The sequence below is a fragment of the Trichococcus collinsii genome, assembly GCF_900107505.1.
In the GTDB taxonomy this organism is placed as follows: domain Bacteria; phylum Bacillota; class Bacilli; order Lactobacillales; family Aerococcaceae; genus Trichococcus; species Trichococcus collinsii.
In genome coordinates, this window is record NZ_FNQH01000001.1 from 70,183 (window position 1) to 95,154 (window position 24,972).

Below are 24,972 nucleotides of genomic sequence, written 5' to 3' on the forward strand. Positions count from 1 at the left end.
TTTAATAGCTTAGAGACATGATACACTTGGTCGTTTACGACCACAGTGCATCATTCTACTCTATCATTTTGTCCATGTCGTGGTGGAGAATCCCGGCTTCTTCATATTCTTCGCCGCAGACGGTGTAGCCGGCTTTTTCGTAAAAACCGATGGCATGGTTCTGGGCTCCAAGGAACAGGCGCTTTCCGCCGAGTTCGCGGACGTGTCTTTCGATTTCCTGCATTAGGATGCTTCCGTATTTCTTTTCCCTTACGGCTTTGCGGATAGCGACACGCTGCACCTTGTATTTGCCGTTTGCCATCGGGTAGATGCGGGCTGTGGCAACAGGGATTGCTTCTTCATATCCGACGAGATGCAAGGTTTGATCTTCCAAATCATCAATTTCTATGGAGACCGGCACCTGCTGTTCATCCACGAATACTTCTTTGCGGATGTCTAAGGCATCCCGATATGTTTGTGATTGTAAATCTTGTGTCCATTCAAAATGCATCAATACGTATTCCTCGCTTTCAAAATTTGTAGGGCTCGGCGGAACCTCTCCTTTAATTCTACCTGAATCGGAACTTTTTGTCTGAATTAAATGCTTTTGCCTCATTTACCCGTGTTCTTTTGCTATACTTATTTAATCAGCAAGAGGAGGAAAAGTATGCTAGACATAATTGAAACAATCCAACAATTGACAAACATCCCGTCGCCGACAGGATATACTGCGGAAATCATCGACTTTTTGGATGAGAACCTGAAGCAGAAGGGGTACGAACCTGAAAGAAATCATAAAGGTAGCTTGATGGTGACGGTTAAAGGCACCGAAAATCAAAGTCGGCGCTTTGTGACGGCGCATATCGATACGTTAGGAGCTATGGTGCGGGCAATCAAACCGGATGGAAGACTGAAAATCGACCTGATCGGTGGCTTTACCTATCATTCCATAGATGGGGAATACTGTACGGTTCATAGCGCAGCCACAGGAAAAGACTGGACGGGAACGATATTATTGCACCAAACGAGCGCCCACGTCTATAAAGATGCGCGCACGGCCGAACGAAACCAGGACAATATGGAAATCCGTCTGGATGCAGAAGTGCATACCGCCAAAGATGTCTCTGCTCTTGGCATCGGCGTAGGGGATTTCATCAGCTTTGCACCTCGGACAGAGATTACTCCGACTGGGTACATCAAATCAAGACATTTGGACGATAAAGCCAGCGCGGCAATCCTGCTGCAGTTCCTGCACCGTATCGCGGATGAAAACTTGACGTTGCCTTATACGACCTGCTTCTTTTTTTCGAACAATGAAGAAATCGGCTACGGCGGCAACTCGAATATGCCGGAGCACACGGTGGAATATTTGGCTGTTGATATGGGCGCGATGGGCGACGACCAGCAGACTGACGAGTATACCGTGTCCATCTGCGTGAAGGATGGATCGGGTCCTTACCACTTTGGCCTTCGGCAGCAGTTGGTCGGATTATGCGAATCCCAGGGAATTCCTTACAAACTGGACATCTATCCGTTTTACGGCAGTGATGCCTCCGCAGCCATGAAAGCGGGGTGGGATGTTCGCCATGCTTTGATCGGACCGGGAATCGATGCTAGCCATGCCTATGAGCGTACCCATCGGAAATCCTTGGAATCCTGCTCCAAACTGTTGGAGGCGTATCTGTCCGCTCAAATGATCGGCAAACAGTCTGGGAAAGAAGGGGATATTGAATGGAAAAATTAAGGAAAACGAATCTGCTCTATTGGAGTGTTTGGCTTTTGGTGCTGGCGTGCCTGATTTGGGTGTCCACCAAAATCAATTTTATATTTTATCCAATCGGTGCCTTTATCTCGACGATCTTCACGCCAGTGCTTGTGGCGGGTTTTTTGTATTATATTTTCACGCCGTTCATCGAAATGCTCGAGAATAGGCTGAACATCAAACGACCGATAGGGATCCTCATCGTCATGGTTCTTCTTATCGGCATCGTCATCTTTTCGTTTCTGGGACTCATTCCGAATCTTGTGAGCCAAATCAGAGAGTTATTGACGAATTTGCCTAGCGTAGTCCGTTCCTTGAATAGACTATATCAACAAGTGATTGAGCAGGAATGGGTGGAGCGTCTGGATATCCCTACCCAATTGTCTCAGATGAGCGGAAATATCCAAAGCAGCATCAGTGCCTTCCTGAATGATCTGACGGGCAGCATCGGTTCTGTATTGTCGGCCGTAGCGAACGTAGCCTTGCTCGTCATCATCATTCCGTTGATTTTTTTCTACATGTTGAAGGACGGACATAAGTTTCCTGAAGCGGTAGCCCAATTGCTGCCGCATGAATATTCTTCAGACGTGCTTGCATTGCTGAAGGAAATCAACAAAACGATCGCCAAGTACATCAGCGGGCAGGCGCTTGTCTGTTTATTCGTAGGGACATTCACCTTCATCGGGTATCTGCTGATTGGACTGCCGTACGCCTTCCTGCTTGGGGTCACAGCAGCCATCACGAACATCATTCCTTATCTTGGACCATACATCGGCTTAATTCCGGCCGTTATAATCGGGTTGACTGTCGCTCCTTCAAAGGCGTTGCTAGTCTGTGTCGTTGTGTTGGTGGTCCAACAAGTGGAATCGAACATCATTTCACCCAATGTCTTGGGCAAAACGCTGAATATGCATCCGCTGACGATTTTGTTTTTGCTGTTGGCTGTAGGCAAAATATCCGGCGTTCTGGGAATGATATTGGCGATTCCCACGTATGCAGTCGTGAAAACCATCGTTCAATATGTCCACCGTTACGTCAAAAACAGAAAGAAAAAAGTGTTATATAAAGAATAATAAAAATTAATGTGGATTCCAAGGGTTATTGATTGCTTTTTACCTTTGGAATCCTTTATTATGTAAAAAGTGTTAAGGGCATAACGAGTCAATTTGTGCAGTTTTTATTATGAATTATGAGAACGGCGGCAATTGGTTTGTGCAAAATATATTAATACGGAAATTTTAGGAGGAAGTACAATGAAAGTAATCGTAGTGGGATGTACTCATGCCGGAACGTCAGCAGTGAAGACAATTTTGAAGGAGAATCCAGGTACTGAATTAACAGTATATGAAAGAAACGACAACGTTTCATTCTTGTCATGCGGGATTGCGCTTTACGTCGGCGGTGTCGTGAAAGATCCACAAGGATTATTCTACTCTAACCCTGAGGAGCTTGCTTCGCTAGGCGCAAACGTAAACATGCAACATGATGTAACAAACATTGATACAGCTGCTAAAACTGTTTCTGTGAAAAACTTAGTTACCGGCGAAGAATTTCAAGACACATATGACAAGTTAGTTTTAACGATCGGCTCATGGCCAATCATCCCGCCAATCGAAGGCATCCAAAGCAAAAATGTTTTGCTTTGCAAAAACTATAACCAAGCAAAAGAAATCATCGCACGCAAAGACGATAAGAAGAAAATCGTCGTTGTCGGCGGCGGCTACATCGGTATCGAGTTAGTTGAAGCTTTTGCTAACGACGGTAAAGAAGTTACATTGGTCGATGGTTTGGATCGCATTTTGAATAAATATTTGGATTCTGAATTCACGGACATCCTTGAAGATGACTTGCGCGCTCATGGCGTAAAAGTACAATTGAATGAAATGGTTAAAGGCTTCAAAGAGAACAAAGCTGGAGACATCACTACAGTAGTTACAACTGGCGGAGAATACGAAGCTGAAATGGTCATCTTATGCGTAGGGTTCCGACCAAATACGGATCTCGTCAAAGGTCAAGTGGATATGATGAAGAACGGTGCGATTATCGTGAATGATTACATGCAAACAAGCTTGCCAGACGTTTATGCAGCAGGAGACAGCTGTGCTGTAAACTACAATCCGAACGGCGGACATGCATATATTCCTTTGGCAACAAACGCTGTGCGTATGGGATTGTTGGTCGGTAAAAACATCAACGGACCTAAAATGAAATACCGTGGAACACAATCCACGTCCGGACTGTACCTGAATGGCTTCACTATCGGTTCTACCGGTGTGAACGATGCAAGTGCTGAAGCATTCGGACTTGAAACACGCTCCGTAGTTCTGGAAGACTTCTATCGTCCGGAGTTCATGCCATCAAATGAAAAAGTGCTGATGAAACTTGTCTACGAAGTAGGTACGAACCGCATCGTTGGCGGACAGTTGATGTCCAAGTATGACATCACACAATCAGCCAATACTTTATCATTAGCTATTCAAAACAAAATGACGATTGAAGACCTGGCTCTGGTCGACTTCTTCTTCCAACCTCATTTTGACCGTCCTTGGAACTATTTGAACTTGTTGGCACAAAAAGCTTTGGAACAAGAAGCAGAATTAGCTGCTAAATAATTTAAACACGTTACTTTGGAGCCCCTTTGTTAATCAATCCGTTGATTAACAGAGGGGCTCTTTGTGGAATAGACAGTGTTTCTGGATAAAAGACTTGTATTTTTTGCCGGGTCATTAGATAATGAACGATAACGATAAACTTTCAAAGAGATAAAAAAACGAAGGAGAAAACAATCTATGACCACAGACCCCAGTAATCAGACCTTGCTTTGGCAACTGTTGCTGATTGCGGTATTGACATTGGTGAACGCATTTTTTGCGGCATCCGAAATCGCATTTGTTTCATTGAACAAAAATAGGGTGGCAAATCAAGCCATCAAAGGGGATGAAAAAGCGCGTAAAATTTTGGCGCTTTTGGATCATTCTGATGATTTTTTGGCGACTATCCAAGTTGCTATTACTTTCGCGGGATTTCTTTCCAGTGCTTCTGCTGCCAATACATTCGCAGCCAGACTCGATCCCTATTTGAGCAATATACCTGGAGCGGAGCAGGCTGCCATTTTGATTGTGACGTTAGCGCTCTCCTACATTTCCTTAGTCTTTGGTGAACTGTATCCGAAACAGCTGGGACTGCAACGCCCTGAAGAAGTGGCGCGGGCAGGTGCGGGCTTCATCACAGTCGTCCAAAAGCTGATGAAACCCTTTGTTTGGTTCTTATCCTTTTCCACAAGTGTGTTGGAAAAAATGACGCCGATCACGTTCACGAGTGGCAACGATATGTTTTCGCGCGAAGAAGTGCGGGACCTGTTGGAAAAGAGTAGCGATGAAGGGACCATCGAACGGATGGAATTCAACATGCTGAAGGGGGTGCTTTCCATGGATAATAAAATGGCCCGTGAGGTCATGGTGCCGCGAACGGACACCTTCATGCTGAATGTGAACGATGCTGTCGATGCTAACATAGAAGCAGCATTAGACTCCCCTTATACCCGCATACCAATCTATGAAGATGATAAGGATAACATCATCGGTGTATTGCATCTGAAAAATTTATTGAAGGAGTCCAAGAATACCCCAATCAATCAGATTGATCTTCGGAAAATCATGAATGAGCCTCTATTTGTTCCGGAAACGATCATGACCGATGAATTGATGTCCTACCTGAAGAAAAGCCATAACCAATTGGCGCTGCTCCATGACGAATATGGTGGCATGGTAGGGATTGTGACCTTGGAGGATATCCTCGAAGAAATTGTTGGCGATATCGAGGATGAATACGATGAAAGCTATGTGCTTATCGAGCGAATCGGCGATAATGTCTACGAAGCGGATGGAGCTACGCCATTGCATCGCTTCAATGATTATTTTGGCACGCAACTTGAATCGGCGGATGTCGATACGATCGCCGGTTATCTGTTGACTGAGTTGGGAGAGTTTCCGGAAGAAAATGAGGAAGCGTCCATCGAAGAGAACGGATTGATCATCAAAACGTTGGCGTTCGACAATCGCCGTCTTTTGAAAGTCGGGGTGTCTTATATGAACGAGAACGACAGACCCGCAAAAGAACGTTTTAAAGAGGATGAGGCTAAAGAAGCTGCCGATTTAAAAAAAGAAACAGAATAAATGATGAGTAGTTTTGCCTTGATCGATAATAGTCGGTGATGGTGAAACTGCTTTTTTTTGTCCACATACTGTTGCAAGGACAATCTTGTGGAATGCTCGGATTTCTTGTATAATAACAAAGGTATTGTCGTGGGTTAGCGTGTGCATATTGCTCATGCTATCTTTTTGTGTAAAGGAAAGCAGATAATATGCTGAAACCAAAAGTTCCTCACCACAGGTGCTTTATGGCTTTGCAAAATGTTTCATGCTTCCAATTTAGATAGTTAGCTTCACGGGTAAGCCCTTTGGAAAGGATAAAGGAACCCCCAGTCTCTACGAGCCAAGGATACTGTTCGACAAGGCAATAGTTCTTGTCATCTGGATAACTTAGAAACACGATACAACTGACCGGTACGGTCACGTTGATTCTTTTGTTTCGGAAGTCTCTCAGCATATTGCGCTCTAGGATGCTTAGGCGGCACGATTTCCTGAATTGTCATGACTCTTGCGATTTTAATCGCTTAATCCTGTCATCAGGTCATCCAACTGGCCTCGCAGCGAGGCCCTCTGATGTCGCACTTTGATATCAGAGTACTTGACCGATTAGGTCACAGTGTGTCCTTAATCAGGGCTGAGCGAACCCGTTCAGCTTTTCATACATTCACGATAGAGATATTCGAAAAAGGAGAACAATATGACTCAAACATTAGCAGATAAAGTAAAAGCAAGAAGAACATTTGCCATCATTTCCCATCCGGATGCCGGTAAAACGACTATCACGGAGCAGTTATTGCTGTTCGGGGGCGCAATCCGCCAAGCAGGGACGGTAAAAGGGAAAAAATCAGGCAGATTCGCCAAATCGGATTGGATGGATATTGAAAAACAAAGGGGTATTTCGGTAACCAGTTCGGTCATGCAGGTTGATTATGACGGAAAACAGATCAACATTTTGGATACACCCGGGCATGAGGACTTCTCGGAAGATACCTACCGTACTTTGATGGCTGTGGATAGCGCCGTGATGGTAATCGACAGCGGGAAGGGGATTGAGCCCCAGACAAAGAAATTATTCAAGGTCTGCAGCATGAGAGGGATTCCGATTTTTACTTTCATCAATAAATTGGACCGTGATGGCCGCGAGCCAATGGATCTGATTGCGGAATTGGAAGAAGTTTTGGGGATTGAAGCCTATCCTATGAACTGGCCGATGGGCATGGGGAAAAATTTGTTGGGTCTGTATGACATCTACAATAATCGCGTGGAATTAACTCATCCTGAAGAGAATGAAGACAATGATTTCCTTCCGCTGAATGAAGACGGTGAAATCGAAGGCGATTACCAAGTGACGCAATCAACCATCTATACTCAAGCAGTTGAAGATGTTCAATTGCTGAAAGAGGCGGGCAACGCTTTTTCGGAAGAAGCAATCGCAGCCGGGAAATTGACGCCTGTCTTCTTCGGATCAGCTTTGACTGGATTCGGCGTCCAGACATTCCTTGATGCCTTTGTGGATTTTGCTCCGAGCCCAAGTGAACATGTGACCGTAGCGGACGAGATTGTTGAACCTACGGACGAAAACTTTACCGGCTTCATCTTCAAGATCCAAGCAAATATGAATCCGGCTCACCGAGACAGGATTGCTTTCGTGCGGGTCTGTTCCGGTGAATTTAAACCCGGAATGGACGTCTATGTTCAGCGTACCGGCAAAAAGATCAAACTGGCGCATACAACGCAGTTCATGGCCGATTCACGTGAGCAAGTCCAAACGGCAGTAGCGGGCGATATCATTGGACTATACGATACGGGTAACTTCCAGATTGGGGATACGATTTACGAAGGCAAAAAGGGGCTTCAGTTCGAAGCGTTGCCGCAATTTACACCGGAACTGTTCATGAAAGTCACTCCAAAAAACGTCATGAAACAGAAGTCATTCCATAAAGGCGTGCAACAATTGGTTCAAGAAGGAGCCATCCAGTTGTACAAAACCTACCATACAGAGGATTATATCCTAGGTGCGGTCGGTCAATTACAATTTGAAGTGTTCCAGTACCGCTTGCTGCATGAATACAATGCGGAAGTCGAAATGACACCGATGGGCTCCAAAATTGCACGATGGATCGATTCGGAAGATTTGGATCCGAACATGTCCTCAAGCCGTAACTTACTGTGCCGCGACCGTTTCGGCAATCCTGTATTCCTTTTCGAAAACCAATTTGCTATGCGTTGGTTCGAGGACAAATATCCATCAGTTAAATTGACGGCTTTGCTTTAATTTGAACCATCAATAACACAAAACAAAAAACGCACATTGCTGAAAAGCAGTGTGCGTTTTGCGTTAAAAAGATTTTTTTCGATTGCAGAAAATGTCAATCATTTCAGATGAGATAGTTCCACGAAGTTATGACCAGGCATAACTTCCACATCGTCAACGGTAAGGTGCAACAATTTCGTCAGTACAAAGTCGATTTCACTTTGTTTTACGCGACGATTTTTGTTGAGGATAATGACATCCTCATGTGTTACGGCACCGGTAAAGATGACTGTAGTTTGTCCCAAAGAATACACTTTGACAAATTGAGCATCGGTGTTGGCCAATTGCTCACGTACAAGATCAGCGTGGCTATTTGTAACATCGATCAATTTCATGGACGAACACCCCTAACTTAGGTTGGCTGTTTATAGAATAATTATATAACAACTGTTCATTTATTTAAAGGGTAAAGAAATAAATGAATAATTTTCCTGCCCTTTTAAACGAGAAAGGCACGAGAAGTCAACGATAACTCGATGACTTCTCGTGCCTCCTGTTGTTCAGTCTGCTGTTTCTGTGCGTTCGACTTTACTGACGACCATCAGATTGCCTTCTTCATCTGCGTCGACAAACAAATCCTTGATTTTCGGATTATCCAAGTAGAATTCAGCTACCTGATCCTCAATCTGATCCTGGATAACGCGGCGCAGCGGGCGCGCCCCCATGCTTGGATCATATCCCAAATCGATAAGGCGATCTTTTGCTTTCTGCGATACGGTCACTCGGATTTCTTTATCCTTCAACAATTCGTTGACATCATCCAACATCAGCGTGACGATGCTGCTCAAATTCTCTTTGGACAATTGATTGAATTCAACGATCGCATCGAAGCGGTTGATAAATTCAGGCTTGAAGTAATCGCTCAAGCGGTTCAGGATGGAATGCGTCTTGCCTTTCATGGCTGCTCCGAAACCTACACTTGCTTCCTGAACGCCCGTGCCTGCATTGCTTGTCATGATGATGATTGTGTCTTTGAAGCTGACGGTTCTGCCTTGAGAATCCGTCAGACGGCCGTCATCCAGGATTTGCAAGAAGAGATGCATGACATCCGGGTGGGCTTTTTCGACTTCATCCAGAAGCAGAATGCTATAGGGACTGCGGCGGACACGCTCGGTCAATTGGCCGGCTTCGTCATAGCCGATGTAACCAGGCGGCGAACCAATCAATTTGGAGACGGCGTGTTTTTCCATATATTCGCTCATGTCAAAGCGGATAATCGCATCTTCGGTTCCGAACATTTCGATCGCCAACTGCTTGGCCAATTCGGTCTTGCCGACACCGGTAGGTCCCACAAACAAGAAGGAGCCGATCGGGCGGTTTTTGCGGCTCAATCCGATCCGGTTTCTGCGGATCGCTTTGGAAACTTTCTCGATGGCTTCATCCTGGCCGATGACATTTTTCTTCAGATCGCTGTCAAGATTCTTCAATTGTGTTTGCTCTTTTTCAAGCAATTCACCGACTGGTATATTTGTTTTGATCTCAATGATCTTTTGGATATCCTGTTCCGTTACGACGGGATCGCCATCAGCTGGCGTCGGATTTTGTTTCATCTTATTCAGATTTGTGATCTGATCGCGATAGTAAGCAGCTTTTTCGTAATCTTCCGCATGCAAGGCAGCTTGTTTTTCTTTTTCGGCCGCTTCGATACGTTCATCGATCTGTTGCGGATCGATGGGCTTAATGGTCAGGTTCTTTTTGGATCCGGACTCGTCAAGCAAGTCGATGGCTTTATCCGGAAGGAAGCGATCCTGGATGTAGCGATGCGATAATTTGACAGCCGCTTCCAGTGCCTTATCCGAATATTTGACGTGATGATAATCTTCGTATTTCGGACGGATGCCCTGGAGAATGATCAACGTCTGTTCAGGAGTCGGTTCATTCACCCGGACGGGCTGGAATCGGCGCTCCAATGCAGCGTCTTTCTCGATTCTGCGGTATTCATTCAGCGTTGTGGCACCGACCAATTGCAGTTCGCCTCTCGCAAGGGCGGGCTTCAGGATATTGCCTGCGTCCATACTTCCCTCAGCGTTTCCGGCCCCGACGATTTCATGGATTTCATCGATGAAGAGGATGATCTGTTTGTTTGCACGGATTTCATCCATCAATTTCTGCATCCGTTCCTCGAATTGGCCGCGGATGCCGGTTCCTTGGACGAGTGAAACGACATCCAAACGAATCACTTCTTTGTCCAGCAATTTTTGAGGAACATCGCCGTCCACGATTTTTTGGGCAAGGCCTTCCACTACGGCTGTTTTACCGACACCGGCTTCCCCTGTGAGTACGGGATTATTTTTCGTGCGGCGATTCAGGATTTCGATGACGCGTGCGATTTCACTGTCTCTTCCGATGACTGGATCGATACCACCATCGCGGGCCAATTGCGTCAGGTTGATGCCGTATTCATCGAGCAAACCACCTTTGCCGCCGCCTTTTCCTCCGCGGGCTGCTTCAGGAGAAGGGGGCTGTTGGTAATTCTGTTCTTGATTTTGCTGCATTTTTTTGAAGAAGGAATCCAAATTACCGAAAGAAAAAGGGTCTACAGGGCCTTGGGATCTTGGATTCGGATTATTTTGTTGTGATTGAGCGGCCTTGAATTCTTGATAGCAGCTCTGGCATAAGTCGATTTGGCGTCTTTGTCCATTCACGCTGGCATACAGATGAATGGAAGCTTGGTTTTTTTCACAATTTTGACAAAGCATGGCAATCTTCCTTTCTATATGGATCATAGCTACATGTATATTATAGTAGTAACGGCTAAGGAATTCTCGTGAGAAGGTTTCCTGACCAACTCTGACCTTATGAGCCCATTATACATTGACCTATTTTGACTTTCAAGTAGTTTGACCTGTACAAAGAAATTTTTTCTTCGCGGGACGGCTTCAAGTTAAAAGGAAAGGTTGTATTAAATTAGTGGCATTTCAGCAATTATGACAAAAATTTGAACGAATCTGGTTAAAACAGTTGTAGTATAAAGCGAAAGATGGTAATCTTATTCAATGAAAGGGTTATTTTTAATCCGGTTTCCCATTTTTCTGTTATAATGGAAACGTATTAAAAATACCTTAAATAAATACATCTCAAAAGGGGTTTATGACATGGAAAGAAAAGAATATCACGTAATCGCAGAAACAGGGATTCACGCACGTCCAGCAACTTTATTGGTGCAAACTGCAAGCAAATTTAATTCAGACATCAATTTAGAATACAAAGGTAAATCAGTTAACTTAAAATCCATTATGGGTGTAATGTCATTAGGCGTAGGCCAAGGCGCTGATGTTGTCATCACTGCAGAAGGTCCGGACGAAGCAGACGCTCTGGCTGGAATTACTGAAACAATGGTAAAAGAAGGGCTAGCAGAGTAATATGAAAAACCACTTACAAGGAATAGCAGCTAGTGACGGTATTGCAATTGCGAAAGCATATTTGCTTACCGAACCGGATCTATCCTTTGAGAAGCGTAAAGTGGAAGATTCGGAAGGCGAAATTGCTCGCCTTTTGCAAAGCTTTGAAACCGCTAAATCAGAGGTAAGTGCAATCAGAGACAAAGCGGCAGTGTCACTTGGCGAAAAAGAAGCACAAGTTTTTGATGCACATTTAATGGTATTATCCGATCCAGAAATGATTGGATCAATGAATTCAAACATCCGCGACAACGGTGTGAATGCTGAATCAGCACTTTCTGATGTTGCTGGCATGTTCATCGGCATGTTCGAAGCGATGGAAGACAATCCATACATGCAAGAACGTGCAGCGGATATACGCGACGTTACGGAGCGTGTATTGAGCCACTTGTTGGGTGTCAAAATCCCTAATCCATCGTCAATCACAGAAGAAGTGATCGTCGTTGCCAAAGATTTGACTCCTAGTGATACGGCTCAATTGAACCGTGATTATGTTAAAGGGTTCGTTACCGATATCGGTGGACGAACTTCACATAGCGCAATCATGGCCCGTTCTTTGGAAATTCCTGCAATCGTAGGTTCAAAAGAAATCACACAAATCGTCAAAGATGGCGATATCATCATTTTGGATGGTTTGGACGGCAACGTCTACATCAATCCTGATGAAGAAACATTGGCTGCATACAAGAAGAAAGCTGAAGAGTTTTCTGCGATGCAAGCTGAATGGCACAAACTGAAGAATGCAGATACAGTGACAGCAGACGGTAAACATATCGAATTGGCTGCCAATATCGGAACGCCTAAAGATTTGGAAGGCGTTGTCGCTAACGGTGCTGAAGCAATAGGTCTATACCGTACTGAATTCCTGTACATGGACTCTTCGGACTTCCCGACAGAAGATGAGCAATTTGATGCTTATAAAGCTGTTTTGGAAGGCATGGAAGGCAAACCTGTCGTTGTTCGTACAATGGACATCGGTGGGGACAAAGAATTGCCTTATTTGGAATTGCCTAAAGAAATGAACCCATTCTTGGGTTACCGTGCAATCCGTATTTGTTTGGCTGAACCAGAGATGTTCCGTACACAATTGCGTGCATTATTGCGTGCTTCCGTTTACGGTAAATTACGCATCATGTTCCCAATGATTTCAACTCTGAACGAATTCAGAGCTGCAAAAGCGATGTTGGATGAAGAAAAAGCAAATCTATTGGCCGATGGCGTAGAAGTTGCTGATGATATCCAAGTAGGTATCATGATCGAAATCCCAGCGGCTGCTGTATTAGCTCATCAATTCGCTAAAGAAGTAGATTTCTTCAGTATCGGAACAAATGACTTGATTCAATACACAATGGCGGCAGATCGCATGAACCAACAAGTTTCTTACTTGTATCAACCTTACAACCCAGCTATCCTTACGCTGATCAAGCATGTTATCGATGCTTCTCATGCGGAAGGCAAATGGACTGGTATGTGTGGCGAGATGGCCGGCGACCAAACAGCGGTTCCGTTGTTGGTGGGTCTTGGTTTGGATGAGTTCTCAATGAGCGCATCCAGCGTCCTGAAAACACGCAGCTTGATGAAACGCTTGGATTCCAAAGAAATGGAAACATTAGCGGACAAAGCAATCAATGAATGTACAACTGTTGAAGAAGTCATTGCATTGGTTGAAGAAATGAAAGCTAAATTAGTCTAAGCCGATTCAGGCTAAAAAGGCCCGGCCTTTTTGTGTGTCTGCGAGTAGACACACAAAAAGGATGCAGCCTTTGTTGATTGCGCACCTTGTTTCGGGCGAATATATTTTAAAAAAGTAGGTCTGGCGGATGAGTGACAAATATCAAAATGTTCTATATACTGAACATATTGAGTCATTATAAATTTGATGGGATTTTTTCGAGGTGAAATCATGAGAATAGGCATGTTTACAGATTCGTATTTTCCTCAAGTGAGCGGAGTTTCCACTTCAATCCGCACCTTGAAAGAGGAATTGGAGGCAGAAGGTCATGAGGTCATCATTTTTACCACAACCGACCCGAAAGCTGACGAATCTGAAAAAAATATAATCCGTTTGACCAGCATCCCGTTCTTATCTTTCAAAGATCGTAGGGTTGCGGTCAAAGGGATGAACAAAGCGTTGAAGGAAGCGAAGAGGCAGAGGATAGATATTGTACATACGCATACGGAGTTCAGCTTGGGCTTGACGGGTAAATTTGTCGGGTACATGCTGGAGATTCCGACAGTGCATACCTATCACACTATGTACGAGAAATATCTGCACTACATTGCTAAAGGGAAAGTTGTGAAACCCCGTGCGGTTAAGATAGCCTCCCGTTATTTCTGCAATAGTACGATGGGCATCATTGCTCCAAGCGAGCAAATGAAAGAGAAGTTGGCATCCTACAATATTTATAAGGAAATCCGCGTCATTCCAACAGGTGTCAAGATACCCGCACAGATTGTGGGCATCAAATCCCGTAAGCGCGAAGAGTTGGGCATTTCGGATTCCGAATTGGTACTGCTCTCCCTCAGCAGGTTGTCTTCAGAAAAAAATTTGGATAAGCTTGTTCATGCCTTTCCTGAAGTTGTCGAAGCCTGCCCGTCCGCAAAACTTGTGTTTGTTGGGGATGGACCGATGCGCCATGAGTTAGAGATGTTGGTATCGGAAATGAATCTGACCCCTAACGTGATCTTCGTGGGCGAAGTCAGAAATGAAGATGTGAGCGAATATTACCAAATGGCGGACATTTATATCAATGCTTCTGAATCAGAAACGCAAGGCTTGACCTACTTAGAATCGATCGTAAATGGGTGTCCGGTCATCGCAAAACGGAACGACTATTTATCCGGTCTGATAACAGAGGACAGCCTAGGGATGTTGTTTGACGAGGATGACAAAATTGGTAAGACCATCATCGCTTATGCGGATTTTTATCACAGCTCCGATGTTGCGACAAACCAAGAAGTGTGGGATGAACTGATGCAGAAAATTTCTTCAAAAGCATTTGCGGAGGCCGTATTGAGCTATTATCAAACAAGTATCGACATTTATGAATCGCAGCCGCGCGAAGAAGTGAAATTAAGAGTGAATCTCTTGGAAAAAATCAAACGTTGAGCCGGAACGCCGGTAAACAGATTGCTTGGATAATCTGTTTACCGGCGCTTTTTTATTTTTATCTGCGCAGAGCGTAGGGTATACTGTTAACATAGCTTTTAGAAGGGGCGGATTTATAAATGAAAAATATTGGATTTATCGGAACGGGTGTCATGGGCTCGTCCATTATCAGGCATCTCTTGAATGCGGGTTATCCTGTCCGTGTTTTTAATCGGACAAAAAGCAAGGCCGATGCGGTTATCGCTGAAGGTGCAAAATGGTGCGATACGCCTGCTGATGTGACGGCGCAATCAGATATTGTCATCACGATAGTAGGCTATCCGAAAGACGTTGAAGAGACCTATTTTGGGGAGAATGGTATCTTTTCGAAAGCGGATAACCACCATATTCTCATTGATATGACCACGAGTACCCCGACTCTGGCAGAAAAAATAGATGCTTTCGGGAAATCAAAAGGGATCCGGACTCTTGATGCCCCGGTATCAGGGGGAGACAAGGGTGCGCAAAACGGAACGCTCACAACGATGGTCGGTGGAGATGAAGGAACATTTGAGGCCGCAAAAGAAGTGTTGTCCGTTTTTTCCAGCAAGGTGATGCTGCAAGGGCCAGCCGGAAGTGGCCAGCACACAAAAATGGCCAATCAGATCATGGTGGCCGGTACGATGACCGGTATGACCGAGTTGCTTGTTTATTCGAAAGCTGCCGGATTGGATTTGGAACGCGTAATCGAACAAGTCGGTTCCGGTAGTGCCGCGAACTGGTCTTTGACGAACTATGCCCCTCGGATCCTGAAGCAAGATTATACCGCTGGATTCTTCGTCAAACATTTTGTAAAAGATCTTAAGATCGCACTGGATGAAGCAGATAAGATGGGAATCGATTTGCCGGCTACAAGACAGGCGGCAGTGCTTTACGAACAATTAGGGGGAAAAGGTTTCGCTGATGATGGTACACAAGCATTGGTGAAGCTTTGGTGGGGCGAATAAAGCGCAATGCTCAAATATTGATTTTCTTGGATAAATTACAGTAAATTGATGCGCAGTCAGAAAAAAATGCTAGAATAAATAAGAAGTTAGTCTTGAAAGGGGAAATATCATGAAACCTTCACAGCTCTCAGCGATCCTTCGTCGCCTAGAAGTAATGATGGAAGACAATGGTGATGTCGAAATCCGTCGTTTTGAAAAAGCAGGCGTAGAACGTTGCGTCGTTAAATACAATCGCGATACGGAAAGTTTTGAATTGGAAGAACACGATTCAAACCAAACTTATCAATTTGATGATCTTGATTTAGTTGCCATCGAAATTTACGAATTATTACAAGATTAATTCATCCATCCTTGCATGAACTAAGGCAGCGGGAAATGAGTAGGCCTCATTTTCCCGCTGCCTTTTTTTGCCCATTCCATTTTCATGGGAATAAAGTGGCAATCATTAAAATTTTTTAATTTTTATGTAGAGTAATTCCGCAACATTCAGTATACTGTGTAATAAGGAAATAATTGAAGAGGTGGAATAATGGCAAATAAGATTTACGTAGGTTTATTAGGACTAGGAACGATAGGGACTGGCGTTGCCCGCATCATCAGTGGCCACCAGAATAAAATCAATCAAGTGGTCGGACAAGAGGTAGTCATCAAAACGGTTTTGGACCGCGATATTGATAAATGCAAAACTTTTTTTGGTGAAGCTGTTCATTGCACAGATAATTTTGATGAGATTTTGAATGACGAAGAAATTTCGATCATCGTAGAATTGATTGGATATGTTCCGGTAGCAAAAGATTACATTTCTAAAGCATTGGCGGCTGGAAAGCATGTCGTTTCAGCGAATAAAGATCTTGTGGCTTTGCATGGGAAAGAATTGGTCACTCTGGCGAAAGCAAACAAATGCGATTTCTTGTATGAAGCAGCTGTTGCTGGCGGGGTTCCGATTCTGCGTGCGATCACAGAAAGTTTCGCTTCAGACAATATTCAAAAAGTCATGGGTATCGTGAACGGTACGACCAACTTCATGATGACGAAGATGGACAAAGAAGGCTACTCTTACGATGAAGCCTTGGCATTGGCGCAGGAATTGGGCTTTGCTGAAAAAAATCCGACAAGCGACGTCGATGGGTTGGATGCGGCGCGTAAAATGGTAATTTTGGCTCGTCTTGCCTTCGGAACGAATGATGTGACTTTGGACGATGTTGCAGTGACGGGTATCCGCAATGTTTCTATCAACGACATCAAGTTGGCGAATCGTTTAGGCTATAAAATCAAGTTGATCGGTACTGCCGAAAAAATCGACGACAGCGTCAATGTGGAAGTCGGACCGGTATTTGTTCCGGAATCGCATCCTTTGGCCAGTGTCAACAATGAAATGAACGCTGTCTTTGTGGCTGGGGAAGCTCTTGGGGAAACCATGTTCTACGGTGCTGGAGCAGGCGAATTGCCTACTGCAACAGCCGTCGTCAGTGATGTGATGAATATAGCTAAAAATATTCTTTTGGGAACAACTGGAAACATCTTTAATGAGTATGAAGTAGAGACCTTGATCGCGAAACCTGAGCAGGTCATCAATCCTGTATTCATGCGTTTAGAAGTTACCGATCGTGCAGGCCAATTTTTGGAATTAGCGAAAATATTCGCTACTGCAGAAGTCAGCTTCGATAAAATCATCCAAGAGCCATTGGCAAACGGTAAAGCGATCATTGTCATCGTTACGCATCCGATGTCCAAAGCGCAAGAAAATGAGATCATCCAAGCGATGGAAGACAATGATGATATGAAATTGAAAGTCCATTTCAAAGTGTTGGAACACTGATCGGATTTCTTTCGTATTTCGAACACACTAAAGAGTAAGAAATGATGGACCATCGTTCTTTGGAAAGGGTTGATTAGTAGGATGTTTGATATCCGTGTACCGGCAACTTCCGCCAATTTGGGACCAGGCTTTGATTCCCTTGGATTGGCTGTATCATTATATTTGACATTGACTGTAAAAGAAGAGGCCGACGAGTGGGAAATTCTCCATGATTTGGGAGCCGGGATTCCGACTGATAAAACGAATTTGATTATTGAGACGGCGTTGTCTTTGGCGCCGAACATGGCACCACGGAAAATCACGATGACGAGTGAAGTGCCTGCTGCCAGAGGTTTGGGCAGTAGTTCCGCTGCCATCGTTGCAGGAATCGAGTTGGCCAATCAATGTGCAAATCTGCAATTGAGCATTGATGATAAGATTCAAATCGCGACACGCATCGAAGGCCATCCTGACAATGTGACGCCTGCTATCACGGGGGATTTCACTGTTGGAACCGTTCTGGATTCCAAAGTATATTGGACAAAAGCAAGTTTCCCTGAGGTTGCCTTGGTAGTGACGATTCCGGAAAAGGAATTATTGACGAAGGCAAGCAGGGCCGTTTTGCCGGATTCGCTTCCGTTTAAGGAAGCGGTCAAAGGCAGCAGCATCTCGAATATGTTGGTAGCGGCTGTTTTTTCGGGTGACATCGAAAAAGCGGGCGCATTGATGGAGCAGGATGTTTTCCATGAGCCTTATCGGGGCGCATTGGTTCCGGAGTTGAGTCAAGTCCGGGAATTGGGGCATGAGATGGGAGCGTACGGTACTTACTTGAGTGGAGCCGGCACGACGATTCTCACGATGATCCATCCTGAAAAGGCAGCAGCATTCGTTGCTGCGGCAAAAGCCGCCATCAAAAATAGTGAAGTCAAGTTGCTTCATGTTGAAAAAAATGGTGTGCAAGTAATTAAATAATAGTGGGCCCAAGGAGAAATCCTTGGGTTTTTTGTTTTTTGGGGTTTGTGAAAGCAATCTTAGGGCCGAACGAAGGCGGAAAAGATGAATAATGGAAAGTTATCCATCTTTCTGGGCCCGAGCGCAAGCGTCCTCTTATGGCGCAGGCCATCGCGCTCCTCTTAAACGCGCACTGACCTACAGGGGGTTCCGCCTAGTGCTCTCAAGCTGCCAACGGACACAGCGCCATATCAAACGTGTTCTGAATCCCAGAAATCTGTTCCTAAGCTGACTACCACACACGGACAAAAAGCGTCCGTTTAGTGTTAGTCCTCTTAGTGCTCGATTTCTAACCGGGATTTGTCATGGCTCTTGCGATTTCAATCGCATAGAGACACGATAGACTTGGGCGCTTGCGACCACAGTGCTACCCGACACTCTCCCGCATAGCATCGCGCTCCTCTTAGACGCGCTCTGCTATGCAGGGGGTTCTGCCTAAACGGATTAGCCTACATGGGCAAAAAGCAGCCCATTGCGGCTAATCCGTTTAGTGCTCGCCCCCTACCGCATAGCATCGCGCTCTTGTATTTTTTTGTTTATGCTTTATAATGTTACTGGAATGGGGTTATAATATACAATTGGATAGTAGTGAGGCTGGGTCAAAACTTTTTTGTGGGGTACAGGATGCTTGTTTCGGATTGTGTGCCGTGCAGTTTTTTGGTTTTGGGGCGCGACTTGGGGGGGATTTCTCTCGGGTTCTGCTTGAAAAGTGACGTTGTTGCTTTTTCCCGTCCTCTTATTTTTTTGATGAGGAGACATTATGTTAAATAAATTCAAACCGACATGGATGGTGGAGTCCATCTATCACATCACTCCGGAACAACTTGAAAAGAACAACATCAAAGGTGTACTGACCGATCTGGACAATACCTTGATCGCCTGGAATAATCCGGAAGGGACACAGGAATTGAAGGATTGGATCGCTTTGATGAAAGAAAATGCGATACCTGTCGTCATCATTTCCAACAACAGCGATAAGCGCATCAAGATAATCGCGGATAAGCTGCAATTGTCTTATGTGCCAAGATCCATGAAGCCTTCACGCCGCGGGTACATCAAGGCAGCAGAACAGCTGCAGATTCCGTTGGACCAATGCCTGATGGTTGGAGACCAATTGCTTACGGATGTTTTTGGCGCAAATCGAGCGGGAGTCAAGAGTGTGTGGGTAATGCCGATCATCAATTCGGACGGATGGAATACGCGCATAAACCGATTCTTTGAAAGAAAACTGCTGAAACGTTTGTTGAAAAATGATCCAGGAATGATATGGAGGAAATCACTTGACTAAAGAAGAATTAACAGAAGATCTCTATTGCATCGGCTGTGGGGCGAAAATCCAGACCGATGATCCGACCGAACGAGGGTATACCCCGGCGGCCGCTCTGCAAAAGGGATTGGATTCTGGGCAATTATACTGCCAACGCTGTTTCAGATTGCGCCACTACAATCAGATGGAAAAAGTTTCCGTCACGGATGATGAGTTTTTGGCGATGCTGAACACCATCTCGATGGAAGATGCCTTGATCGTGAACGTCATCGATCTGTTCGATGTTTACGGCAGCATGATCCCCGGCTTGCATCGCTTTGCGGGCAATAATAAAGTGTTGGTTGTCGGAAATAAAGTGGATGTTTTGCCGAAGTCGGTCAAACTGTCCCGTGTGAAGCAATGGTTGACCGAGCAGGTGCAGTCAGTAGGCTTGCGCCCGGTCGATGTTATGTTGGTAAGTGGCAAGAAAGCAACTTCCATCGATGATCTGTTGGAAACAATCGAAGAACACCGGGATGGCAAAGATGTTTATGTCGTGGGCGTTACGAACGTGGGTAAATCCACTGTCATGAACCAGATCATCCGTGCGGCTACAGGCAACAAGGAAGATGTCATCACGACTTCCCAATTCCCTGGCACAACGTTGGATCAAATCCGTATCCCTTTGGACGATGGGCATTTCCTCATCGATACGCCGGGAATCATCCATCATCATCAAATGGCGCATGTGCTGAGCCCGAAAGAATTGAAGCTCGTAGCGCCGCAACACGAAATCAAACCGATCACTTATCAATTGAACCCGGAACAGACGCTGTTCTTGGGCGGCGCATCGCGTTTTGATTTCATCAGTGGGGAAAAATCTTCCTTCACTTGCTATTTCTCGAATGACTTGAAAATCCACCGCACCAAATTGGAAAAAGCGGATGAATTCTATGCAAAACATCTGGGGACCCTTCTTCAGCCGCCGTCTGCGGAAGACGCGGAAAATTTCCCGCCGTTGGTCAGACGAGAATTCAATGTCAAAGTACCGTCCGATATCGTATTTTCCGGATTGGGATGGATAACTGTCCGCAAACCAGGCAAAGTCGCAGCATGGGTTCCGCAAGGCGTGGACACAGTAATGCGCAAACCGATCATCTAATAATAAAAGACTGAGGTGTCAAATGGAATTAAGAGGCAAACAAAAACAATATTTGAAAAAAGAAGCGCACCATATGAATCCGCTCTTCCAAGTGGGTAAAGGTGGCTTGAACGAAGAGATGCTTTACCAAATTGGGGAAGCGCTGGAGAAAAGGGAATTGCTGAAGGTCGCTCTTCTGCAGAACACGGATGAGGAAACGGAAGATGTCGCTGCAGTGATTGAAGAAAAACTGCAAGCAAAAGTCGTCCAACAGATCGGACGCACGCTTGTGTTGTTCAAACCATCAACCAAAGAAAAGAACCGTCGCTATTCGACTATCGTTGAAAAAATCTAAAGGCAGGCCAATCCCTATTTTATTGAGGTGAGAAAAAATTGATCACAACTTTAAATTTGATCGGACAAACGGATTATATGATCATCGAAGAAACCGAGGTCGAGACGCAGATTGCTTTCCAGGACCGGAAACGCATCGGCATCATGGGAGGGACCTTCAGTCCGCCCCATTTAGGCCATCTGATCGTCGCGCAGCAGGTTGGGGAACAACTCGGCTTGGATAAGATCTATTTCATGCCCGATGCCGAACCGCCTCATGTCGATGAAAAAGAATCGATCCCGGCGAAACATCGCGAGTCGATGGTGCGGTTGTCCATTGCGGGCAATCCGCTGTTCGATATCGAAACGATCGAGTTGGAGCGGGGCGGTAAGAGCTTCACGATCGATACGATGAAATTATTGACTTCCATGCATCCGGACACCGATTATTATTTCATCATCGGCGGGGACATGGTGGAATACTTGCCGAAGTGGGAACGCATCGATGAATTGGTGCAACTTGTGCAGTTCGTCGGCGTCGCCAGGCCAGGATACGGAAGGGAAAGCATCTATCCGATCATTTGGGTTGATGCGCCGTTGATCGACATCAGTTCGACGGAAATCCGCAAGATGGTCAAAACCGGCCGCTCGATCCGTTATTTGGTGAAAGAGGACGTCAAAGATTACATTTTGAAAGAAGGACTCTATCTCGATGACGAATACTAAACTTGCATATACAGGGATATATACGGATTGGACGCGGGAAGCCATTTTGTCGGAAGTGGAAAAACAGATGAAGCCATCGCGTTTCCAGCATGTGCTGCGGGTTGAAGCCTGTTCCATCCAATTGGCGGAAAAATACGGTGCATCCGTGGAAGCCTGTTCGTTGGCCGCTCTCTTGCACGACTACGCGAAAGAACATGCTGTGGAAAGCATGAAGGAAATCGTCCGGTCCGAAGGGATGGACAGCGAAATGACCGGTTACGGCAGCGAAATCATGCATGGACCTGTCGGCGCTTATTATGCCGAAACGGTATTCGGAATTAAGGACGAGGCTATACTTGACGCAATCCGCCAGCATACAATCGGTGGCGAGACGATGACCCTGATCGGGAAAGTCCTCTTCATCGCCGATTACATCGAATCGGGACGCGCATTCAAGGGCGTTGACGAAGCCAGAAGACTGGCTGAGGACAGCCTGGATGAGGCAGCTTATTTTAAAATAGAAAAAACAATCATCCATCTGGTGAAGAAAGAACTGCCGATTTATCCCGGCACAATCTATGTCTACAACAGTTGGATCCAAAGAAAAGTGGGGAAATCATAATGAAATTAACAAGTGAAGAATTATTGGAAGTAGTGGTTAAAGCAGCAGATGACAAATTGGCTCAGGATATCATGGCATTGGATGTACGCGGTTTGACATCAATCGGTGATTACTTTGTCGTCATGAACGGCCGTAATGAAAAGCAAGTCGCTGCAATCGTGGAAGCAATCGTGGAGAACGTGCACAAAAACAAAGGCGAAGTCAAAAATGTTGAAGGCAAAGATTCAGGCAAATGGACATTGATCGATTTGAACGACGTCATCGTGCATGTATTCAACCATGAGGAACGCGGCTATTACAACATCGAAAAATTATGGAGTGATGCGCCAATGGTCGACATCTCGGGGATGGTCACTGAGCAATGAGTTACGACATCTTTGCCCATTACTATGATGAAATAATGGACCAGTCTGTCTACGACAGCTGGCTTCTTTATGTTGAAAAATACACAGCCGGGAAATCCGGTCTGGACATCATGGAATTGGCATGCGGGACAGGGAAGATTGCAGTGGAATTGGCGAAAAAAGGCCATCGGGTAACAGGGGTCGATCTCTCCGACGAAATGCTTTCGCTTGCATACAACCGGATGCAGGAAGAAGGCGTTACGCTTTCTTTGGCGGTAGGAGACATGCGTTCACTGGAGCCGATGGGGGATTTTGACGTCGTGACGTGCTTCTCTGATTCACTTTGCTACATGACTGATGAAGCTGAAGTGGCGGAAGTCTTTCAAAGCGTCATCCGGAATCTCGGACCTGGCGGTGTTTTTTTGTTTGACGTCCACTCGATGCATCAAGTGAATAACGTTTTTCCGGGATATCAATACATCTATCAGGATGAAGCGGGAGCCTTCCTCTGGGAAAGTTTTGCCGGCGATGTTGCGAACAGTGTCGAGCATGATTTGACTTTCTTCGTGGGATCCCAGAGAAATCCGGAATTGTTTGAACGCCATTCGGAATACCATCGCGAACGCACGTATCCGCTGGAAGTCTACAAGCGGCTCCTTGAAGAAGCTGGATTCACCGATGTGACGGTTACGGCCGAATTCGGTGAAGCTGACGTGCGCGATGACAGTCCGCGCTGGTTTTTTGCCTGCAAAAAAGCTTAAGCAAGACCGCGCAACCATACTATGAAACCAAAGGGGGCGCTTCGATGAAAGCTTGTGGTGTAATCGCAGAATACAATCCTTTCCATAACGGTCACCGCTATCAACTGTCTGAAGCCAGGCGGATGACCCAGAGCGATGTCATGGTTGTCGCAATGAGCGGCAATTTTGTCCAAAGGGGCGCGCCCGCTTTGTTGGATAAATGGACGCGTGCGGAAATCGCGTTGCGGAACGGTGCGGATATAGTCGTGGAAATGCCCGTGTTGGGAAGTGTGCAGGCCGCGGATCTGTTTGCAAGTGCAGGCATCCGTTTGCTGCAGGCGATGCAGTGCGATGCCTTTGCTTTCGGTGCTGAAGAAGGAATAGCGGAAGATTTCATTTCGCATAGCCGCTTCTTGCGTGAACACGAATCGGAAATCGATCGGATTTTTCAGACTTACCGAAATGATGGCAGAACCTATGCTGCGCAACTGGAAACGGCGATTGCCGAAGTCTTGCGCCCACAAGGTTCTGCTATTTCCTTTTCAACGCCCAACAACCAGCTCGGATTGGCGTATGTCAAAGAAAATGAACGGTTCCCTGAACCTATGGAAACGGCCATTGTGCTCAGGCGCGGTGCCGGACATAACGACAGTGACGCTTTCGAACAAGAATTTGCAAGTGGGACCGCCATTCGCGAATGGTCACTCCGCCACGGAAAAGAAACAGGAAGGAAGGACATTGGCAGGTTTGTACCGCAAGAGACGTTAGAGGCTCTGGAGAGGCGTCCTCTGCTTGATTGGGACAATTACTGGGGAATGTTGCAATATCAGCTCCTGTTGCTTTCGCATACGGAACTCCAGAACATCTATCAGGTTGAAGAAGGTATCGAGTACAGGCTGAAAAAGGAAGCCGAGGACACAGCTGATTTTACGGCCTTCATTCGGCGCGTAAAGACCAAGCGCTGGACATGGGCCAGGCTGCAGCGGGTCTGCACCTACATTTTGTTGGGGATAACCAGGGGAGAAGCGAATTCTTTCCAGGAAAAAGCGGATTCCATCCGGTTGCTCGGATTTACGGAGGAAGGAAGACGCTATCTGAACATTTTGAAAAAAAATACGGAAACCCCGATCGTCACGAAATTACGTGAGCCACATACATCGGACTTGCAGCTGGAAATTCGGAGCGATCGCATCTATCGTTTAGGAGGCCTTCCGGTTTTGGAGGAGCAGAATTTCACCCGATCGCCCATTTATATCCGTAACGAGCCAAGGAATCAGAGCTAAGTCTTTCAAGGGACTTTATGAAAACTTTAATGAAAAAATGCAAGAAG

General features: G+C 45.6%; 23 protein-coding genes. 20 read left to right on the top strand and 3 right to left on the bottom strand.

Annotated features, from left to right (window positions below; translation table 11 throughout):
• Positions 1-55 precede the first annotated feature (55 nt).
• Positions 56-490: a GNAT family N-acetyltransferase gene (locus tag BLV66_RS00390; RefSeq protein WP_086985456.1), complete on the bottom strand. Its 435-nt coding sequence runs from the start codon at positions 488-490 to the stop codon at positions 56-58.
• A 156-nt stretch (positions 491-646) separates the two neighbouring features.
• Between BLV66_RS00390 and BLV66_RS00395 the strand changes: the two genes are divergently transcribed.
• The 5 genes from BLV66_RS00395 (at position 647) to BLV66_RS00415 (ending at position 8,167) form a co-directional block, all read left to right on the top strand.
• Positions 647-1,723, top strand: coding sequence for a M42 family metallopeptidase (locus BLV66_RS00395; RefSeq protein WP_086985455.1), 1,077 nt, complete (start codon positions 647-649; stop codon positions 1,721-1,723).
• Positions 1,711-2,814: an AI-2E family transporter gene (locus BLV66_RS00400; protein ID WP_086985454.1), complete on the top strand. Its 1,104-nt coding sequence runs from the start codon at positions 1,711-1,713 to the stop codon at positions 2,812-2,814. Before BLV66_RS00395 ends, BLV66_RS00400 begins: the two co-directional genes overlap by 13 nt.
• A gap of 180 nt (positions 2,815-2,994) precedes the next feature.
• Positions 2,995-4,353, top strand: coding sequence for an FAD-dependent oxidoreductase (locus BLV66_RS00405; RefSeq protein ID WP_086985453.1), 1,359 nt, complete (start codon positions 2,995-2,997; stop codon positions 4,351-4,353).
• 177 nt (positions 4,354-4,530) lie between these two features.
• Complete coding sequence (locus BLV66_RS00410; RefSeq protein WP_086985452.1) at positions 4,531-5,916, top strand: hemolysin family protein; 1,386 nt, start codon at positions 4,531-4,533, stop codon at positions 5,914-5,916.
• Positions 5,917-6,589: 673 nt separating this feature from the next.
• The gene (locus BLV66_RS00415) at positions 6,590-8,167 is read left to right on the top strand and encodes a peptide chain release factor 3 (RefSeq protein ID WP_086985451.1); all 1,578 of its coding nucleotides are present in this window, start codon (positions 6,590-6,592) and stop codon (positions 8,165-8,167) included.
• 98 nt (positions 8,168-8,265) lie between these two features.
• On the opposite strand, the gene BLV66_RS00420 is transcribed toward BLV66_RS00415, so the two are convergent.
• A complete protein-coding gene (locus tag BLV66_RS00420) occupies positions 8,266-8,541 on the bottom strand; it encodes a DUF1827 family protein (protein WP_086985450.1) in 276 nt (91 codons plus the stop codon).
• A 165-nt stretch (positions 8,542-8,706) separates the two neighbouring features.
• Positions 8,707-10,905 carry an ATP-dependent Clp protease ATP-binding subunit gene (locus BLV66_RS00425; protein WP_086985449.1) on the bottom strand — a complete coding sequence of 733 codons (2,199 nt, stop codon included), beginning with the start codon at positions 10,903-10,905 and terminating at the stop codon, positions 8,707-8,709.
• Positions 10,906-11,301: 396 nt separating this feature from the next.
• On the opposite strand from BLV66_RS00425, the gene BLV66_RS00430 reads away from it, so the two are divergent.
• The 15 genes from BLV66_RS00430 (at position 11,302) to BLV66_RS00500 (ending at position 24,925) form a co-directional block, all read left to right on the top strand.
• On the top strand, positions 11,302-11,568 hold the full coding sequence (locus BLV66_RS00430) for a phosphocarrier protein HPr (RefSeq protein WP_086985448.1): 267 nt from the start codon (positions 11,302-11,304) through the stop codon (positions 11,566-11,568).
• A gap of 1 nt (position 11,569) precedes the next feature.
• Positions 11,570-13,300, top strand: a complete 1,731-nt coding sequence (gene ptsP / locus BLV66_RS00435) for a phosphoenolpyruvate--protein phosphotransferase (RefSeq protein WP_086985447.1) — start codon at positions 11,570-11,572, stop codon at positions 13,298-13,300.
• Positions 13,301-13,510: 210 nt separating this feature from the next.
• Entirely contained in the window at positions 13,511-14,716 is a 1,206-nt protein-coding gene (locus BLV66_RS00440) for a glycosyltransferase (RefSeq protein WP_086985446.1), read from the top strand.
• A gap of 119 nt (positions 14,717-14,835) precedes the next feature.
• Entirely contained in the window at positions 14,836-15,702 is an 867-nt protein-coding gene (locus tag BLV66_RS00445; protein ID WP_086985445.1) for an NAD(P)-dependent oxidoreductase, read from the top strand.
• A gap of 109 nt (positions 15,703-15,811) precedes the next feature.
• Entirely contained in the window at positions 15,812-16,042 is a 231-nt protein-coding gene (locus tag BLV66_RS00450) for a YkuJ family protein (RefSeq protein ID WP_086628356.1), read from the top strand.
• A gap of 189 nt (positions 16,043-16,231) precedes the next feature.
• Entirely contained in the window at positions 16,232-17,521 is a 1,290-nt protein-coding gene (locus tag BLV66_RS00455; protein WP_086985444.1) for a homoserine dehydrogenase, read from the top strand.
• Positions 17,522-17,602: 81 nt separating this feature from the next.
• Entirely contained in the window at positions 17,603-18,472 is an 870-nt protein-coding gene (gene thrB, locus BLV66_RS00460; RefSeq protein WP_086985443.1) for a homoserine kinase, read from the top strand.
• A gap of 799 nt (positions 18,473-19,271) precedes the next feature.
• Positions 19,272-19,799: a YqeG family HAD IIIA-type phosphatase gene (locus BLV66_RS00465; RefSeq protein WP_086985442.1), complete on the top strand. Its 528-nt coding sequence runs from the start codon at positions 19,272-19,274 to the stop codon at positions 19,797-19,799.
• Positions 19,792-20,919, top strand: coding sequence for a ribosome biogenesis GTPase YqeH (yqeH, locus tag BLV66_RS00470; protein ID WP_086985441.1), 1,128 nt, complete (start codon positions 19,792-19,794; stop codon positions 20,917-20,919). Before BLV66_RS00465 ends, yqeH begins: the two co-directional genes overlap by 8 nt.
• A gap of 22 nt (positions 20,920-20,941) precedes the next feature.
• Complete coding sequence (yhbY, locus tag BLV66_RS00475) at positions 20,942-21,253, top strand: ribosome assembly RNA-binding protein YhbY (protein WP_086985440.1); 312 nt, start codon at positions 20,942-20,944, stop codon at positions 21,251-21,253.
• A gap of 77 nt (positions 21,254-21,330) precedes the next feature.
• Positions 21,331-21,957, top strand: coding sequence for a nicotinate-nucleotide adenylyltransferase (locus BLV66_RS00480; protein WP_086986000.1), 627 nt, complete (start codon positions 21,331-21,333; stop codon positions 21,955-21,957).
• A complete protein-coding gene (gene yqeK / locus BLV66_RS00485) occupies positions 21,944-22,558 on the top strand; it encodes a bis(5'-nucleosyl)-tetraphosphatase (symmetrical) YqeK (RefSeq protein ID WP_086985439.1) in 615 nt (204 codons plus the stop codon). The genes BLV66_RS00480 and yqeK overlap by 14 nt, the downstream gene beginning before the upstream one ends.
• Positions 22,558-22,923 (top strand): ribosome silencing factor, encoded by a 366-nt coding sequence (gene rsfS, locus BLV66_RS00490; RefSeq protein ID WP_086628349.1) that lies wholly within the window; start codon positions 22,558-22,560, stop codon positions 22,921-22,923. The genes yqeK and rsfS overlap by 1 nt, the downstream gene beginning before the upstream one ends.
• Positions 22,920-23,663, top strand: coding sequence for a class I SAM-dependent DNA methyltransferase (locus BLV66_RS00495; protein ID WP_086985438.1), 744 nt, complete (start codon positions 22,920-22,922; stop codon positions 23,661-23,663). The genes rsfS and BLV66_RS00495 overlap by 4 nt, the downstream gene beginning before the upstream one ends.
• Positions 23,664-23,707: 44 nt before the next feature.
• Positions 23,708-24,925 (top strand): nucleotidyltransferase, encoded by a 1,218-nt coding sequence (locus BLV66_RS00500; protein WP_086985437.1) that lies wholly within the window; start codon positions 23,708-23,710, stop codon positions 24,923-24,925.
• Positions 24,926-24,972 lie beyond the last annotated feature (47 nt).

Coding starts and splice junctions, on each gene's coding strand:
- BLV66_RS00495 (WP_086985438.1), top strand. CDS start 22,920: ATGAGTTACGACATCTTTGCCCATTACTATGATGAAATAATGGACCAG.
- thrB (WP_086985443.1), top strand. CDS start 17,603: ATGTTTGATATCCGTGTACCGGCAACTTCCGCCAATTTGGGACCAGGC.
- BLV66_RS00415 (WP_086985451.1), top strand. CDS start 6,590: ATGACTCAAACATTAGCAGATAAAGTAAAAGCAAGAAGAACATTTGCC.
- BLV66_RS00395 (WP_086985455.1), top strand. CDS start 647: ATGCTAGACATAATTGAAACAATCCAACAATTGACAAACATCCCGTCG.
- rsfS (WP_086628349.1), top strand. CDS start 22,558: ATGAAATTAACAAGTGAAGAATTATTGGAAGTAGTGGTTAAAGCAGCA.
- BLV66_RS00480 (WP_086986000.1), top strand. CDS start 21,331: ATGATCATCGAAGAAACCGAGGTCGAGACGCAGATTGCTTTCCAGGAC.
- BLV66_RS00405 (WP_086985453.1), top strand. CDS start 2,995: ATGAAAGTAATCGTAGTGGGATGTACTCATGCCGGAACGTCAGCAGTG.
- yhbY (WP_086985440.1), top strand. CDS start 20,942: ATGGAATTAAGAGGCAAACAAAAACAATATTTGAAAAAAGAAGCGCAC.
- BLV66_RS00500 (WP_086985437.1), top strand. CDS start 23,708: ATGAAAGCTTGTGGTGTAATCGCAGAATACAATCCTTTCCATAACGGT.
- BLV66_RS00450 (WP_086628356.1), top strand. CDS start 15,812: ATGAAACCTTCACAGCTCTCAGCGATCCTTCGTCGCCTAGAAGTAATG.
- BLV66_RS00465 (WP_086985442.1), top strand. CDS start 19,272: ATGTTAAATAAATTCAAACCGACATGGATGGTGGAGTCCATCTATCAC.
- BLV66_RS00430 (WP_086985448.1), top strand. CDS start 11,302: ATGGAAAGAAAAGAATATCACGTAATCGCAGAAACAGGGATTCACGCA.
- BLV66_RS00390 (WP_086985456.1), bottom strand. CDS start 490: ATGCATTTTGAATGGACACAAGATTTACAATCACAAACATATCGGGAT.
- BLV66_RS00455 (WP_086985444.1), top strand. CDS start 16,232: ATGGCAAATAAGATTTACGTAGGTTTATTAGGACTAGGAACGATAGGG.
- BLV66_RS00445 (WP_086985445.1), top strand. CDS start 14,836: ATGAAAAATATTGGATTTATCGGAACGGGTGTCATGGGCTCGTCCATT.
- BLV66_RS00410 (WP_086985452.1), top strand. CDS start 4,531: ATGACCACAGACCCCAGTAATCAGACCTTGCTTTGGCAACTGTTGCTG.
- ptsP (WP_086985447.1), top strand. CDS start 11,570: ATGAAAAACCACTTACAAGGAATAGCAGCTAGTGACGGTATTGCAATT.
- BLV66_RS00420 (WP_086985450.1), bottom strand. CDS start 8,541: ATGAAATTGATCGATGTTACAAATAGCCACGCTGATCTTGTACGTGAG.
- yqeK (WP_086985439.1), top strand. CDS start 21,944: ATGACGAATACTAAACTTGCATATACAGGGATATATACGGATTGGACG.
- BLV66_RS00400 (WP_086985454.1), top strand. CDS start 1,711: ATGGAAAAATTAAGGAAAACGAATCTGCTCTATTGGAGTGTTTGGCTT.
- BLV66_RS00425 (WP_086985449.1), bottom strand. CDS start 10,905: ATGCTTTGTCAAAATTGTGAAAAAAACCAAGCTTCCATTCATCTGTAT.
- BLV66_RS00440 (WP_086985446.1), top strand. CDS start 13,511: ATGAGAATAGGCATGTTTACAGATTCGTATTTTCCTCAAGTGAGCGGA.